16 protein-coding genes are annotated in these 15,867 nt (G+C 33.2%); 3 read left to right on the top strand and 13 right to left on the bottom strand.

Going from position 1 to position 15,867, the window contains the following annotated elements:
* Positions 1–386: 386 nt before the first annotated feature.
* From sigJ to ACSVDA_RS00425, 9 genes are all read right to left on the bottom strand, one after another.
* The gene (gene sigJ / locus ACSVDA_RS00465) at positions 387–1,271 is read right to left on the bottom strand and encodes an RNA polymerase sigma factor SigJ (protein WP_485879900.1); all 885 of its coding nucleotides are present in this window, start codon (positions 1,269–1,271) and stop codon (positions 387–389) included.
* A gap of 12 nt (positions 1,272–1,283) precedes the next feature.
* A complete protein-coding gene (locus tag ACSVDA_RS00460) occupies positions 1,284–2,474 on the bottom strand; it encodes an NAD(P)/FAD-dependent oxidoreductase (protein WP_485879898.1) in 1,191 nt (396 codons plus the stop codon).
* Between the two features lie 106 nt (positions 2,475–2,580).
* Positions 2,581–3,942 (bottom strand): sensor histidine kinase, encoded by a 1,362-nt coding sequence (locus ACSVDA_RS00455; protein ID WP_485879896.1) that lies wholly within the window; start codon positions 3,940–3,942, stop codon positions 2,581–2,583.
* Positions 3,939–4,616: a response regulator transcription factor gene (locus tag ACSVDA_RS00450; RefSeq protein ID WP_485879894.1), complete on the bottom strand. Its 678-nt coding sequence runs from the start codon at positions 4,614–4,616 to the stop codon at positions 3,939–3,941. The genes ACSVDA_RS00455 and ACSVDA_RS00450 overlap by 4 nt, the downstream gene beginning before the upstream one ends.
* 64 nt (positions 4,617–4,680) lie before the next feature.
* Positions 4,681–5,670 carry a UDP-glucose 4-epimerase GalE gene (gene galE, locus ACSVDA_RS00445; protein WP_485879892.1) on the bottom strand — a complete coding sequence of 330 codons (990 nt, stop codon included), beginning with the start codon at positions 5,668–5,670 and terminating at the stop codon, positions 4,681–4,683.
* A complete protein-coding gene (gene galU, locus ACSVDA_RS00440; RefSeq protein ID WP_485879890.1) occupies positions 5,667–6,560 on the bottom strand; it encodes a UTP--glucose-1-phosphate uridylyltransferase GalU in 894 nt (297 codons plus the stop codon). Before galU ends, galE begins: the two co-directional genes overlap by 4 nt.
* A complete protein-coding gene (locus ACSVDA_RS00435) occupies positions 6,557–6,961 on the bottom strand; it encodes a GtrA family protein (protein WP_485879888.1) in 405 nt (134 codons plus the stop codon). Before ACSVDA_RS00435 ends, galU begins: the two co-directional genes overlap by 4 nt.
* Positions 6,954–7,931 (bottom strand): glycosyltransferase family 2 protein, encoded by a 978-nt coding sequence (locus ACSVDA_RS00430; RefSeq protein ID WP_485879886.1) that lies wholly within the window; start codon positions 7,929–7,931, stop codon positions 6,954–6,956. The genes ACSVDA_RS00435 and ACSVDA_RS00430 overlap by 8 nt, the downstream gene beginning before the upstream one ends.
* Positions 7,932–7,935: 4 nt before the next feature.
* Entirely contained in the window at positions 7,936–9,939 is a 2,004-nt protein-coding gene (locus tag ACSVDA_RS00425) for a glycosyltransferase family 39 protein (RefSeq protein WP_485879884.1), read from the bottom strand.
* Between the two features lie 542 nt (positions 9,940–10,481).
* Here ACSVDA_RS00425 and ACSVDA_RS00420 point away from each other — a divergent pair.
* Positions 10,482–10,853, top strand: coding sequence for a PadR family transcriptional regulator (locus tag ACSVDA_RS00420; RefSeq protein WP_485879883.1), 372 nt, complete (start codon positions 10,482–10,484; stop codon positions 10,851–10,853).
* A 211-nt stretch (positions 10,854–11,064) separates the two neighbouring features.
* Here ACSVDA_RS00420 and ACSVDA_RS00415 read toward each other — a convergent pair whose 3' ends face one another.
* Both ACSVDA_RS00415 and ACSVDA_RS00410 read right to left on the bottom strand, forming a co-directional pair.
* Positions 11,065–11,529, bottom strand: coding sequence for a hypothetical protein (locus tag ACSVDA_RS00415; RefSeq protein ID WP_485879881.1), 465 nt, complete (start codon positions 11,527–11,529; stop codon positions 11,065–11,067).
* A gap of 559 nt (positions 11,530–12,088) precedes the next feature.
* Positions 12,089–13,222 carry a histidine kinase N-terminal domain-containing protein gene (locus ACSVDA_RS00410; protein WP_485879879.1) on the bottom strand — a complete coding sequence of 378 codons (1,134 nt, stop codon included), beginning with the start codon at positions 13,220–13,222 and terminating at the stop codon, positions 12,089–12,091.
* A 535-nt stretch (positions 13,223–13,757) separates the two neighbouring features.
* Between ACSVDA_RS00410 and ACSVDA_RS00405 the strand changes: the two genes are divergently transcribed.
* Positions 13,758–14,054 carry an alpha-helical endospore appendage domain-containing protein gene (locus ACSVDA_RS00405; RefSeq protein WP_485879877.1) on the top strand — a complete coding sequence of 99 codons (297 nt, stop codon included), beginning with the start codon at positions 13,758–13,760 and terminating at the stop codon, positions 14,052–14,054.
* 198 nt (positions 14,055–14,252) lie between these two features.
* Positions 14,253–14,543: an alpha-helical endospore appendage domain-containing protein gene (locus ACSVDA_RS00400; RefSeq protein ID WP_485879875.1), complete on the top strand. Its 291-nt coding sequence runs from the start codon at positions 14,253–14,255 to the stop codon at positions 14,541–14,543.
* A 129-nt stretch (positions 14,544–14,672) separates the two neighbouring features.
* Here the strand turns inward: ACSVDA_RS00400 and trxA are convergent, their stop codons facing one another.
* On the bottom strand, positions 14,673–14,987 hold the full coding sequence (gene trxA / locus ACSVDA_RS00395; RefSeq protein WP_485879873.1) for a thioredoxin: 315 nt from the start codon (positions 14,985–14,987) through the stop codon (positions 14,673–14,675).
* A 230-nt stretch (positions 14,988–15,217) separates the two neighbouring features.
* Positions 15,218–15,595 carry a MerR family transcriptional regulator gene (locus ACSVDA_RS00390; RefSeq protein WP_485879871.1) on the bottom strand — a complete coding sequence of 126 codons (378 nt, stop codon included), beginning with the start codon at positions 15,593–15,595 and terminating at the stop codon, positions 15,218–15,220.
* Positions 15,596–15,867 lie beyond the last annotated feature (272 nt).

Raw genomic sequence — 15,867 nt, 5'->3', positions numbered from 1 at the left:
TACGAAACCATTTGTAGAAAGGTATAGTTACAAAAATGTGTCGGTTACTTGTAATGGAAAGATTGATCGCAAAATTCATGACTACATATTTTTTTGGGGTAATATGTATATCATTAAAGGAACTAAGCATGTATATTTTTTCAAGCTGTCTCTTTATTAAGTACATCCAAATTTTCATAATATGTTAAACAAGTCCAAATGAGTCTTGCAGTCATTATGTGCCACAACAAAAATATACAACTATTGATTATTTCTAATAATCTTTTAATTAATTGGTTTGCTATTATTCCTTCATATGACCTTCTAAAAAGAATGACTGTAAATTATATAAACTAAATAAGCCGATAACCCCAAAGCTTTATTGAGATATCGGCTGGAATATACTATTAAATGCTCACATCATTTTGAATATGGCTAACTTTATCAGGGTTAACAATATAGTAAATGGCTTTTATCTTACCTTCATAGACTTTGAAGCCGACCACAGCAGTGAATCCTGTTGGGTCCAAAATGGTCACGCCTGCTTGCCCGTTTACTGTATTCAATTGAAATTTGTAGTTTTCCTCCAAAAGTCTATTAGCAAGTGTCTCAAATAATGCGCTTACTTTTTCTTTACCTACGACTGGACGTAATGCAGCTGCTTTTTTACCACCACCATCTGCATAGTAAGTGATATCGTTTTGCAAATATTTTACGAGGTTTGTTACTTTTCCAGTTTGGAAGGCGGAGATAAATGTTACGACTGTTTGTTCATGCTCTTCAGCAGGGGTAGGAAGAAGTTCTTTATTAAGATCAGGAAGTTCTTTTTTCAGTCTACTCAATATTTTTCGGCAGTTGCTCTCTGACTTTTGAACGATATCAGCTACGGTTTTATAATCGTATTCTAGAATTTCTCGCAGTATAAAAATTGCTCTTTCTATTGGATTTAATGATTCGAACAAAAAGAGAAGAGCAATAGAAATTTCTTCTTCTACCATTACATGATTTAATGGATCTTCATTTTGAACAATTGGCTCTGGCAACCAAGTTCCGGTGTATAATTCTCTCTTTTTCCTTGATGATTTAAGTAAATCCAAGGAACGATTTGTCACTAACTTACAAAGAAAAGCTTTCATGTTTTGATAGTTCTTTAACTCATAGTTTGTTAACTTAGAAAACACATCTTGGACAACATCATCTGCATCACTAACACTCCCAGTCATTTTGTAAGCAAGAGAAAAAAGAAGTGGCCTATAATCTATATAAAGTTGCTGAATTAATGAATTTTCCAATATCCTTCACCGTCACTTTAGTAAACTTGCAAGATTCCATGTATAATTACGGAATCTCAACCCTAATTGGCCTGTTAACGTAAAATTCATACCCCATTTTTGAATCCAAACAAATCCTTCATTTGGTCCTAAACTAACACAAAATAGCTTAACAGGGTAGCTAGTATGAACGATATGATTTGGTTGTTTACTCATTTTATTCTTAATAATTTTAGCCAACCTCTGTGCCTGTGGAATAGCCTCCTTACATGTCATTCCATCGTATTCATTTGTAATAGGGTCAATTATTCGAGCACAGTCTCCAATTGAATAAATGTTTTGGTGCCCTTCTACTTCATAACAATCGTTAACAATTAGTTGATTTCTATCAGATAGTGGTAATTGGAATTGTTTGATGGTTGGATTAACTTCCACACCGTTTGTAATGACACATAAGCCTATTTCATATTTTCTTCCATCTGTACAGACAAGATATCCATTCTTGAATTCCTTTACTCTTGTGTTAGATAAAAACTTGACACCAAATTTGTTCATCTTTTTTTCTAATCTGAAACTAATATGTTCTGGTGCTTCGTGTAGAAGACGTGGTTTCGGATCGAATAAAAGCACTTCTACTCCACTCGGATCAATACCATGCACTAACGCTTGTTCTTTTAGCCACACAGCAAGCTCACATGCAGTTTCAATTCCTGTTATTCCAGCACCAACTAATGCGATATTTAAATTGCTTTGACTTTTATGATCAGAATTGAGTTTTTTTGTGTTATTTATTAAGTCTATTAACTTATCTTTAATATCATGTGCGCTACTTTCATCTTTAAGTGTCATACCCCCAAAAAAGTGCTCATTATCCTTAACTCTGCTACCTAGCGTAATGACTAAATAATCGTAATGAAGCTCAACTACTTCGTGGTCTTCCTTTTCAATTTCAACAATATTACCAGCCTTATTAATACGTGTGACTTCCCCTTGTAACACCTCAATACCCTTTGAAATATACCGTTGAAAGGGAACTTTTAGTTGTAAGTCGTCTGTATCTTCGGTAATTGCTTTTACTAATAGTACCTTTCGAAAATGATACGAGTTTTTATCAACTAATATAACCCTCACTGCTGTTCCTAACTGATCTTTTAATTCTTTCTTCAAACTATCTACTAAGTTTAATCCAGCGTAACCTCCGCCTAATATCACAATTGTTTTCATTATGTTCGCCTCCTTGCCCTTATAACGAGTAAGGAGGTAAGTTTGTGACATAAGTAAGGGAAATTCATATAAAAACCTAGTCTGATTAGCCGTATTAAAAACTTTTTTATATCTCGTTTGCTTGATTAATTGGTAATGTAACGACAAATGTACTTCCATTATTGAGTTCGCTCATAACCATAGTTTGTCCACCGTGCATTTCAACTATTTTTTTTACGATAGCAAGTCCTAAACCACTTCCTCTTGAAGATCTAGAATGATCAGCCTTATAGAACCGTTCAAATAGATATTTCAGATCCTCTTCTGGTATTCCAGGTCCTGTATCAGTGATGGAGCAGGTTACTGTTGATTCATCAGTAGTTAGGTCAATGTCTATGTTCCCTAATTGAGGAGTGAACTTGATTGCATTAGTAAGGAGATTCACCCAAACTTGTTCTAACAAATCTTCATCACCTTTAAGATAAGTTTCTGGTAATTGGATATTTAATAGTAGTTCTGTTGCTTCCCATTGAGGAGCTAAAGATGTGATCACACGACGAATTTGCTCATCTACACGATAACGAACTACTGTAAAAGGATGATGTTCTGAATCGAGTGACGCCAATTTTAATAAGTTTCCTCCTAGTTGAGACAACCTGGTACTTTCTTGTTCAATAATAGTTAAATACTCCATTTTCGCCTGTTGATCAATTTCATTACTTTTTAATGCTTTAGCAAACCCATGTATAGACGTGAGTGGTGATTGAATTTCATGAGAAACTCCTGCAACAAAATCTTGGCGCATTTGTTCTATTTTACTTAACTCTTTAGTCATTTTATTAAAATGGCTTGTCAATGAACCAATTTCATCTTTAGAGGTAACTGGAATTTGTACTTTATAATTTCCATTGCCGACCTCTTCTGTTGCTTTAATTAATTTTTTAATAGGTTGCACAAGTACTTTTGATATATATAAGAAGAACAAGCTCCCTATTATTAGCACGAATGCAAGCTGAGTTAGTTGAATTTTCCGAGAAGATCTCATTTGTTTTTCAGGATTGGATAACACAAATAACGCATATTGCTTGCCATTCTCCTCAAATGGCACACCGATAATTGAATTAAAAGGTGGATTTACCCCTTTTACATAATTAGTATGCTCTTCACCATTTAACACTTTAACTATGTCCTCTTCATGAATGGCAGCTTGTAATGTACGTTCTCCAATTTCTTGTTTTTGAAGAAGCTCATCATATATGATAAATGTATATCCCGTAAAGGACATATTAGTGAAAAATGAGACAGCTTGTTGTGCATTCTCATTACCATATAATTGTATGAATTCATATGCAACGCTCTTCATGTTAGTAGCTAAATTATTTTGAATATCCCTTTTATTGAATGCCGTTACGAAGTAGAACGCTATAATCATACTTAACAAGATTGTAATGATGAAAGAACTTATCAATTTTGCATATATTGTTTTCATTCACTTAGACTCACTAATTTATACCCTAGTCCACGGATTGTTTTAATTTCAAAACTTGTGGCTTTCTTTGAAAAACGCTCTCTCAATCTTTTTATATGCACATCCACAGTCCTCTCATCTCCTTCATAGTCATAGCCCCACAATTGATGAATAAGTTGTTCTCTTGTGAATATTTTTCCAGCTATACTACCTAAAGTAAAGAGTAACTCGAACTCCTTAGGAGGTAAGGTCATCTGTTCATTTTCAAAAGATATTTGTAATCGTTTTCTATCCAACCTTGTATGACCAATATACAATATATCACTTGCTTCTATTTGATATCGCTTTAGTAACGCTTTTACGCGTGCGACCATTTCTAGTGGATCAAAGGGTTTGACTAAATAATCATCTGTTCCCTTTTTAAAGCCTTTTAACTTATCTTGTGATTCTCCTCTAGCTGTAACCATGAGAACAGGTATATCAAAAAATTGTTTAATCTCTTCTGTCAATTCCCAGCCATCCTTATATGGCATCATAATGTCGACGATAGCTAGATTAATTTTATATTCTTCTAGTTTTCTCCAAGCATCTCTACCATTAGATGCTTGAATCACCTTAAACCCAGCTTGTTCTAGGTAAAGAGTAATTAATTGACAAATGTGATCATCATCGTCTGCAACTAAAATTTGCAGCATTTTATTCCCCTCCTACCTTTACAATGCCTATACTGAATATTATTATATTTGTTTAATTAAGCTTTTACTCATAACCGTTAGGATGGGTAAAGTGCCAATTCCAAGCACTGTCAATAATCGTTGTAAGATCACTAAATGCTGGCTTCCACTTTAATTGTTTTTGTAATGCAGTACTATCAGCTACTAATATAGGTGGATCTCCTTCCCTTCTTGGCTCAAATTCGACGGGAATACTTCTATTAGTAACTTCTCTTGCTACGTCGATTACATTTGCAACAGAATATCCTTTACCCGTACCTACATTGTATATATTTGAAACTATTTTACCCTCGAACAAAGCTTTTAACGCTTTGATATGTGCATTTGCTAAGTCAATGACATGGATATAGTCACGGATACACGTACCATCAAATGTTGGATAATCATTTCCGAACACAGAAATAAATTCTCTCTTTCCTAATGCAGTTTGTAGTATTAATGGAATAAGGTGACTTTCCGGGTGATGATCTTCACCGATTTCTCCATCTAAAGAAGCTCCTGCTGCATTAAAATACCGTAGAACGATCCATTGTATTTTATACTTTTTTCCTAGCCAATATAAAAATCGCTCAGTAAAGTACTTGGACTCACCATATGGATTAATCGGTTTTATTGTAGACATTTCATTTATCGGTTCATCTTCTGTTATTCCGTAAACAGCAGCTGTTGAGGAGAAAACAATTCGTTTTACACCATATTGTATAGCTTTTTCAAAAAAAGAACACGTTTTAAAAGTATTTTCACGAAAATATTCTTCAGGTTTAATTAATGATTCTGATACTAAGCTTTTAGCAGCAAAATGTATGATTGAATCAACTTGATGCGTATAAATAATATCATGTAATAATTCATCATCAGTGATGTCACCTATATAGAAATAGGGACTTTTAACAGCTTTTTTATGACCAGTAGAAAGATTATCTAATACAATGACTTTAATGTTCTGCCGCAGCAACTCTTGAACAGTATGGCTGCCAATATATCCTGCTCCTCCAGTTACTAATACTGCTTTCATTTGACCAGCTCCTTTTTTTGAGATTCGTTTTTTAGAAGTTGGTCAAAATAGGCTAGAAGTTTTGATCTTAATTCGGGTCTTTGAAGTCCAATTTCTGCTATAGCTTTTGTATATCCCAACTGATCTCCTATATCATAACGGTTCCCTTGCAACTCAATAGCCATTAAGCCCTCTTTTTTGCAAACGTGTCGTAATCCATCTGTCAGCTGTATTTCATTACCTGCTCCTCTTTCAATTGTTTCTAAAATAGGAAAAATTGAAGGATTTAAAATATACCTTCCTAAAATAGCTAAATTACTAGGAGCTTGCTTTAAATCAGGTTTTTCAATTAGATCATGAATATGATAAATCTCGTCTTTTTTATTACTTGGATTAATAATTCCGTACTTACTCACATCTGATAGTGGCACCTGTTGCACGCCTACGATTGGAACGCCGGTTCTTTCATATGCGTTCATCATTTGCTTGATCGCTGGAGGTTTAGAAATCATAATATCATCACCAAGTAAGACTGCAAATGGGTCATCCCCAATAAATTGCTTTGCACAAAGCACCGCATGCCCTAAGCCCAACGGTTCTTTTTGACGAATATAATAAATATTTGCCATTGATGATATAGACTGTACTTCCTTCAATTGAGCTATTTTCCCCTTTTCTTCTAATGCACGCTCTAGTTCTGTAGATTTATCAAAGTGGTCTTCAATCGATTTCTTGTTTTTTCCTGTAACAAAAATAATACTTTCAATACCTGCTTGAACAGCTTCCTCTACGATATATTGTACTGCAGGCTTGCCAACAACTGGGAGCATTTCTTTAGGTTGAGCTTTTGTTGCTGGTAAAAATCGTGTCCCAAGCCCTGCTACTGGAATGACTGCTTTTTTTATCTTCATACACTTTCGCCTCTTTCTTCAGAATTTTTAAAAACCCAAATTCGATTTCCCATAAAGTTAATAAAGACACCAAACCCTGTCGCAAGCAATTTGCTTAATAATAATGGCAAGTTTAATTCGCTGTATAATAATGCAAGTAGGATTGAAGTAATTACTAAAGTCATAAAGTTGACTAAGATAAATTTAACAACCTCGGTTATTTCAATTCTTCCTTGCTGCTGAAATGTCCATGACCTATTAAGAAAATAGCTATTAAGCAAACCACCTCCATAGGAGATGATTTGCGCTATTAAATAATTCATACCAATAGCGGTCAATAGTGAAAATATAACAAAATCGATGCCTGTGTTAATCCCACCAACAATACTAAATTTAAGAAAACGATTTCCTTTGTTATTCATGCACAACACTACTTGTGACTTTTCTTTCGTGCCGTTCTACACCATAGCTGTCACTAACAATATATAGAGGACGATTCTTTGTTTCATCGTAAATACGACCAATATATTCGCCAATCACTCCTAACAAGATGAGAATAATGCCGCTGAAGAACAGTTGAATGATGATAAGGGAAGCCCAACCTTCTACTGTACTATTTGTAAATAGTTTTTGATAGATAACAAATACCATATATAGAAAGGCTGTGATGGATAAAAATCCACCTGTATAGCCTGCTAGCTTTAAAGGTTTATAGGAAAAGGTTGTAATGCCATCTAACGATAATTTAAGCATTTTTTTTAATGGATATTTTGTCTCGCCAGCCAACCGTTCATTTCGTACATATTCTACAGCTGTTTGTCGAAACCCAACCCAACTTATTAGACCTCGTACAAAACGGTTTTTTTCTTGAATCCCTTTCATCTCATTACATACTTTACGATCTATTAAACGAAAATCACCTGTATCAACAGGAATATCAATATCTGTTGAAGCCCTTAATACACGATAAAATAAGGTAGCTGTTAGTTTTTTAAAGAGCGTTTCTCCCTCGCGTTTGATCCGTTTTGCATATACCACATCGAATCCTTGCTTCCATTTTTCTATCATTTGAAGAATTAATTCAGGTGGGTCCTGTAGATCAGCATCAATCACCACAATGGCATCACCATTTGCATAATCCATCCCTGCTGTAATTGCAATTTGATGACCAAAATTTCTAGCAAAATTAATTAACTTTACTGATTGATCATCGTCACAGAATTTTTTTATTATTGAAGCCGTGTTATCTTGACTACCATCATTGACAAACAATAATTCATAAACCTCGGCTGTACTTTCCATAACTGTTTTTAAACGACGGTACGTCTCATGAATAACAGATTCTTCATTATAGACAGGGATAATAATAGAATATCGAACATGCTCATTCATCCGCTTAATCCACCTCCGTAATTTCGAATAATGTCATCGTTCCTGTCATTTGGGAATCATTAGAACTAGACTGCCATAGATCGTTAGTAATTTCCGTGCCATGTTCTTTAATCCAATCTTCTACATCTGAACCTCTACCCATGAGTTCAGATGTCAAAATGAAGTATTTAATCTTTCCTTCCTTTACCATGTCACTAAGTTGTTCAACCGATAAAATAGAATCGGTTCCACTAAATCCTCCCATAGCCATTACTGCCTCACCTGTTTCGATAATGTATGGAGCTGCAGTAGTTGCTTTGGCAGTAGCAAACAAATACTCTTCGCCCGTATTATTTTCTGTTAAATACTCGATCGTTTTTAGGTCAGCATCTCCAATCATCATTTGCATCATACCTTGTGTATTTTTTATATCAGGTCCAGCCGCCGGAAGCATAGCCATTCCACCGTATATCATCGGTGTCGCTGACCAATAGAAAGGTGCAATTAACAAGACTAGAAGACTAGCTATTGAAGTAAGATAAGAGAACTTATTATTTTTTTTCATCATAAACAATGCTAATGACAAACCTATACCTAATAGACCAACAACTAAAGGTAATGCTAATCCAATTACTATTGCATTTGTCATTAAAATATATAACTCAAATAGTGTTGTTACTAAAATAGCGGTTGGTAAGAGCCATTTTTGCCACCCATTATGATTAAGATATGATTTTACTAATTCCACCCAACCTATACCTGTAAGTGCAGCTATTGGAGGAGCAAGCATGACGAGATAGTATGAATGGAAAAAGGATGCTACACTGAAAAAGCCTGCTATAGGTATAAACCATAATAACCAAAATAATATTTGACTATTTTCTCGTGTTATTTTTCTTAAGGTTCTCATCTTCATAAGTAACCCGATGCTTGCTATCAATATTAATGGAATGAACCAACTAATCTGATCTGATAGGGCTGTACTAAATAATCTTAGGAATCCAGGTTCACCAGTATCGTCCATTTGGCGAGCGCCACCTATCATTGGATTATTACCACTTTGTATACCTTCTCCACTTTCCATTTGTTCTTGCATTTCTTTCATTCTTTCTTCCATCTCTGGAGTCATCTGCCCATTTGGTGGTCCCCCGCCAGGCATATCACCCCTACTTCTATTTGGTGACATTTGTTGAGAGGTACCATTTCCTTCTTCATTAAATACAGGCTCAGAACCGCCTTTCTGTAAACCAATTAATCGAGAAATTCCGTTATAACCGAAAGCTAATTCTAAGACGGAATTTGTTTGACTGCTCCCAACATAAGGCCTATTCTCTTCTGGAGTTAATTCAACTATGACCGCCCATGATAATGAAACGACCAATAAAACAACAGTTGCACCAGATAGTATTTTCGCCTTTCTCTTCCAATCAATTTTTGTAGCTAACAAATAAAATAAGTAAAAAGCAGGTAATACCATGAAAGCTTGAAGCATTTTCATATTGAACCCTATGCCGATAACAGCAAATGAACCAATGAGCCATAGAACCTTTTCATTCTTAACAGCTTTAAATAATAACCATGTAGCTAAAAGCAATGTAAATACTAAAAGACTATCAATATTATTCGTACGACTCACAGCTGCTGCGATAGGCGTACATGCCATGACTAAACTAGCAATTCTAGCTGCTGTGGTACCAAAAGATGGTTTTATGAGAAAATACATCAATATTACCGAGCCTATTCCAGCTAATGCTTGTGGTAATATGACACTCCAACCATGATATCCAAAAATAAATGCACTAATGGTCTGAATCCAAAATGCAACTGGTGGTTTATCCACTGTTACATAGCCTGCAGCATCAAATGATGCGAAAAAGAAATTTTCAAAGCTTTGCATCATACTACTTACAGCTGCAGTGTAATATGGGTTAGCATAATCATCTGTCCATATGTTATAAATGTTCAGTACAGCAGCTAACAGAATAATAAGTATGAGTATATAATCTGTTTTCTTTACATGCTTAAGCATCTAGTTAATCACTCCTTTAAATTATCTGCTTACAATTTATCATCTGAATATGAACTGATTATGAACGAGTGTAACGATTTGGTAGAATTTACGTCTTACTTAAATTGTTAAGGATGTATATTCTTCTGTATTTTTATAGGTTTCTTGCTATTAAGCACTTGCAAATTTATAAGTTTGCAACTACTTATGTAAACATAAATTTGTGTGCACTTCATTCAAGATTGAACGTTCTTCATCTGTAATAGTTGAAAATATAATTTACTGAATTATGCTCTTTTAACGACTGAGAACAAGTATGAAAAATACTTAGCCATTTTTTGTTAGTCGTCTTATTTTTTTAAAAACACTTTTAACATTGGTTTGGTATTTTAAACCTGGATTAATAGGTACGTTGTTAAGAAGTGCTATACAGCATTTACCGACTGATAAAAACTTGACACTCTAGGATGAAAATGATTTTTCTTGGTTATTTTCTTTTTAAATATTATTCTGAGATGCTACTAAGTAGTAATATGGTATAATTTTATAAAAGGAGGGATTATATGGATAAGTCTAGTGAACCTAAACGATTTGCCTTAAATATGAGTGCAGCTCAATTTGTGAAATTTTATATTTTGTATTTGTTGACAACGAGACTAACGATGTATAGTGAACAATTTAAAAAAGAATTTCGCACTCTCGGTGGCCAATGGTGCCCTGCCCCATCAACGCTTCTAAATACGCTTGCTCAAATGACTGAAGATGGCCTATTAACTAGAGAAGTTCATATTAAAGGTAAGAGACAGAGGATTTATTTGTATCAATTAACGAATGCTGGAAAAGAAGAATTTGATGTTTTGAAGAAAAAATACTATAGTATTTTTGAAGAACAACGGAAGGTCTTAGATAGAGTCATGACGCAAGTGTATAAATGATAGATAATTTCACTAGAATAGAAGTTCAGTGAAAAGGTTAACAACTTCAAAAATTAAATTTCATCCTTACTAAGCAATCGGGAGGTGCCGAGCATCACCTGGTTGCTGCTTATTTGAACTACTGAAGATGGTGGAAAATTGTTTTTATCGGTCAAAACGGAATATAGAATGTTCATTCGATAAACAAGATGAGGATATTAACATAATTTACTTATGGGTTCGTATGAAGTTCCTCATATGATCCATCGTAAGGATTAAATATGAAGGAAATAGTTTCACCATCTTTCGTACAAGTGATAACGTAAAACCTGGTCCCTTTATCCTTGTCCTCTATTGATTTCCGGTTATTGTGAACAATAGTCACGAATTCTTTATCCGCAATATCCTTTTGTGCCTGAGAATATGAGTATTCTGGCTTTGTCATAAAAAAACTAATAGGCAGGAATATTAATATGAACATACTAAGAACTATTCTCTTAACGAAATGGCTAGTAATTGTCGTTTGATCTAAATTTGAAATTTCTTTAAATGTTATCATTCCTGCCAAAGTTAATAAAACTACATACGCTGAATGTGGTATTAATGAAACATATTTTTCAGCTTGAGTCTTAAAAAATATGAATTCTATTATACAAAACCCAATAACAAATAAAATAAAAGCCAGTTTTTTTCGCAACATACTCTCTCCTCTTATTAATGCTAAAACAGATAGCGCCAAACCATCTATTCTAAATTTATAGATCATAATAATATACGTTTTAGCTGGTAAAACTTATCTTATTAAAGAAACACCCTGTCAATTGGGTAAGGTTTGATGTTTCCCACCCTCATTTTCTTGCTACACCACCGTAAATCCCACCTTATTTATGACTCCTTTCCTAACTTGTTCCGCTATCTCCAGTTAATGTAACAGATACTGAACTAGCACATTATTTTTGCGCTATTTCCCTAGACTTGATTTTAATAGTTCATTATCATATTTTCTTTTACAAATTGTCTATTTAGTTATTCTGAGTTGCTACTAAATAGGAATAGAGAATTAAAACACTATGTAAAAAACAACCTTTGATTAAGGTTGTTTTACATTAATAACTACAATAGGCATTTAAAAAGGTTAGTTATTATCAATACTTCTCTTGCTAAACCTTGTTGTTAGCCAGTTCACCTATGAGGAAATTTCATCCACACTTTACTTTTTTCCATAACAAAAGTTCTTATTAGGATACAATTATTTGTTATGAAATGGCGTATTTCTCACTTTTGACAAACAAAGGAAGCTTTATAGAAAATGTAGTTAACTTTTCATTTGAAACACAACTAATTTCTCCCTCATGTTTGTTAATTATTTTCTTGCAAATATACAAACCAATTCCAGTACCTAATTCTTTAGTCGTAAAAAACGGTTCAAAAATAACTGCAATGATCTCTTTAGGAATGACAGGTCCATTGTTTGAAATTGTAATTTCAGCTTTGCCATCAGATGTATTACAATCAATATTCATTATTTTTGTGTGTCTAACATATTGCAATGCGTCTATAGAGTTTAATAGGATGTTTAAAAAGACTTGCCTAAGCTCCTCTTGATTTGCAAAAACACTAATATCGGAATGAATATTTTTAGTAACTTTAACATCTCCATCTACAATGCTTGGATAAATGAAATTTAGTAGGTCATCAAACAATTTTTTTAAGGAAACTTCGAATTTGTCACCGTTTATTAATTCTTTTTTTGATACGTGAAGAAATTGAGTGACACGTGAGTTTAATTGATGTAACTCATGTTCGATAATATCAATATATTTTATCGTTGGATATTCATTATTAATTAACTTTGTAAAACCAATAACCGTTGTTAACGGATTTCTAAATTCATGCACAAAGCTTGAAGACATTTGCCCTAAAATGGTTAAGCGCTCTTTATGTGTTTGATCAATAAATAGAGTTTTCTCCTCTAATTGTTCCTCCTTAATTTCTGTATACTTTTTTACTGTGTAATACGAGAATTGATCAAAAATGGTATTGATTTCTTCTAAAATCTGTATGAGTTGATCGTAAGGAAATCCTGAGCTTATAATCCAGTTATTAATTTCTTTGCGGCCTTCATTAACATTAAATACTAAATCTCCAATATTAATATTCGCTTCCACTCTTTCTGAAGCTACCTTGTACGCTAATTCTCGCACATCTCCCTCACTTAATGCGTTCTCCAACCTTAGCTTAACTAACTGAAACATTTTTTTACCGTTATTAATAACTTCTTCCTTATGTATATCATTATCTGAAATAAGTACACGTTGTCTCCAAGACTGTATAAAGGTTGAAACATTTTCATCTAAAAATTGTACAATTTCCTTACGAATTGCATTCATCCAATAGCCTCACTTTCTACTTATTTACCTCGTGAATAACTTGTATTGTGATCGTATCTATGTATTATTTTAGCAGAAGATTGAACTATAGTAAGAAAGGTTTTTTCTATCTTGGTTAATCTCCCATTGTTCATTAAATTAATCATTTGTTCACATCAATTATACTTCTCTGTACTAGAAAATAAACACGTATAAGCCTAACGTTCGTGGCATCTTTTCTCATTTATAATAAAGTCAATTGCATAAATTTAATTGTTGCACCCTAAATTAGTATGAATAGCTACAAAGTTGTCGAAAAGAGCTTTAAATTTCAAACAATACTTCCATGCTAGTCTTTCGCACAAGCGAATAGTAACCTTATCCATAAAATACTCTAAAGAACATGTTTAGTACTTCATAGACACAGAATCTACGAATCATAAAAATATAACTTTTATTCACTCCAACATCCCTGACTAGCACTAAATTAGCATATTATGTTTTTATCCTCTAGTACTAAATAAAATTCCTCATAAATGAAAGGGGGATTGTAAAAATGGATATACCGGTTATTCCTGAATTAGGAAATATAGATAAGGATCAAGTTTTATGGTTTTTATTACAAGCTATCACAGAAAACGAAATAGCTTTAGCACGACTTATGGAAGCGGAAGCTAAGAAAGTAATGATGGTATTTACTGCTTTTAAGAATCAAACAATTGACATAACTGAGTTGCTTGCTATTACTGAAAGTGTTCAGCGTACACTTACTTGTGTAAATCAACAACAAATCCTCTTAAACAATAAGTTGTATGATATAAGACAATTGATTACTAAATTAAATATTAATTAATATATTCGGGAAGTTTATCGATTTCCCTCTATTGGAGTTGTTTTTACATTTATATAACATTGCTTCTAGTATGCCTCTAGTACTAAAATACAATTTGATTTTCCTTTAAAACAAAATAGACATTTAAACAAGCAATATCTATCAACCAACATACTAATGTAGTGTAAGACAAAAGAACAAAGAAGGAGGGATTTAATAATGGGAATGCCTGTTGCACCTACTTTACCAGATTATGACAAAGAGAATGTTCTATTATTTTTATTAGTTACAGTTGGTTTTGAGGAACTAGCACTAGCACACATAATGAATGCTGAAGGCGAAAAGATTCAAGCTGCTGTGGCGGCATTTGAGTCTCAAAGACTAGTAACTATTCGTGATTTATTAGATGTCAATAATAATGTAGCTGAAACTTTAAAACGTGTTTTGCAAAAAGAAATCCTACTAGACTTTAAGATAGATGAAGTTAAGGAATTATTAAAACATCATTAACTATCAACTTGCAATAACAAAACACACTCCTCTTTGAGTAGGAGTGTGTTTTCTAACCAAGTGTTGTATGAAAGCTCACATATCAATAATGCAACTTATTATACTATTTAGCTTTCACCTAAAACTAAATTACAAATGCTTTGTAATAAAACTAACTAATTGTTCCTTTGGCTTATATCCAACTGCTTTATTGATCACTTCACCATTATTTAGAAGTAATAATGTAGGCATGCTCATAATGCCATATTTTAATACAGTTAATTCATTTGCATCAACATCTAGCTTAACTATATTTAATTTATGGCTAAATTCTTGATCTAAATCTTCAAGAATTGGTGAGATCATTTTGCAAGGTGGGCACCACTGTGCCCAAAAATCTACTAATACTAACCCGTCATTAGTTTCATTTGCAAATGATTTATCAGTAACATGTAAGATTGCCATTCATATAACCTCCCATACTTTTATTAATGCTGTTTGCGCATTAATAGTTAATTTTCGAAAAATGAGCTAAACTTGATGATAACTAACGCTTGGGGTATCTTTTCTTCTCTAAAAATTATACTAGTTACGCTTAAAATTTTTGAGAAAGTTTACGCGAGCAATTTTTCCTTGAACTATATTCCCTCATGTTACAACCATTAAAAAGTTTATTTTGTTGTATATTGCATACTTTAACAGCCACCGTCCTTCCCTTTTACTTCGTGACCTGTAGTAAAGTATAATATTCTTTCTTCAAGATTCGATTTGATCATTTCAAGTTGTTTAATTTGGTTATTTATCTCTTGAAGCTTATCTTTATATATCGGTAATACATCTCTACAAAACTCTTCTTTGTTTTTTAGTACGCATGTTAAAAAGCTAGAAATTTGCTTAGTTGCCAATCCCAAATTTATATATAATTGGATTGTATTAACCTGTTCTATAGCAGATTGATTATATTCCCTATACCCATTTGCTAAACGTATTGGACTAATAAGACCTTGTTTTTCATAATGTCGAATTGATCGTTCACTAACACCAGTTATGTTAGATAGTTCACCTATTTTCATAAATGTGAACACCTCCACCCTGTCGCATATCCAACTATTCGGTGTATAAATACTGCTTGCTGACAGAAAAATCATAGCTATAATTCAGCTTATAAATACTAACCTCCCTCACATGAAGATTGTGCTACTTAAAGTACATTAAGTATAAACCCTGACATTAATGTTAAGGTCAAGAGAAAAAGTTAAAAAGGTTGTAAGTCGAACTAGGAACGTTGATCACTATATTTCATTAGATCTTTTTTATAAAAATGCAAAGGTTACAAAAAAAGCCT

Source organism: Cytobacillus sp. Hm23 (assembly GCF_051842895.1).
GTDB lineage: Bacteria > Bacillota > Bacilli > Bacillales > SM2101 > Nanhaiella.
Note: the sequence above shows the minus strand (reverse complement) of the source record. Positions and strands in the feature narration are given on the sequence as shown.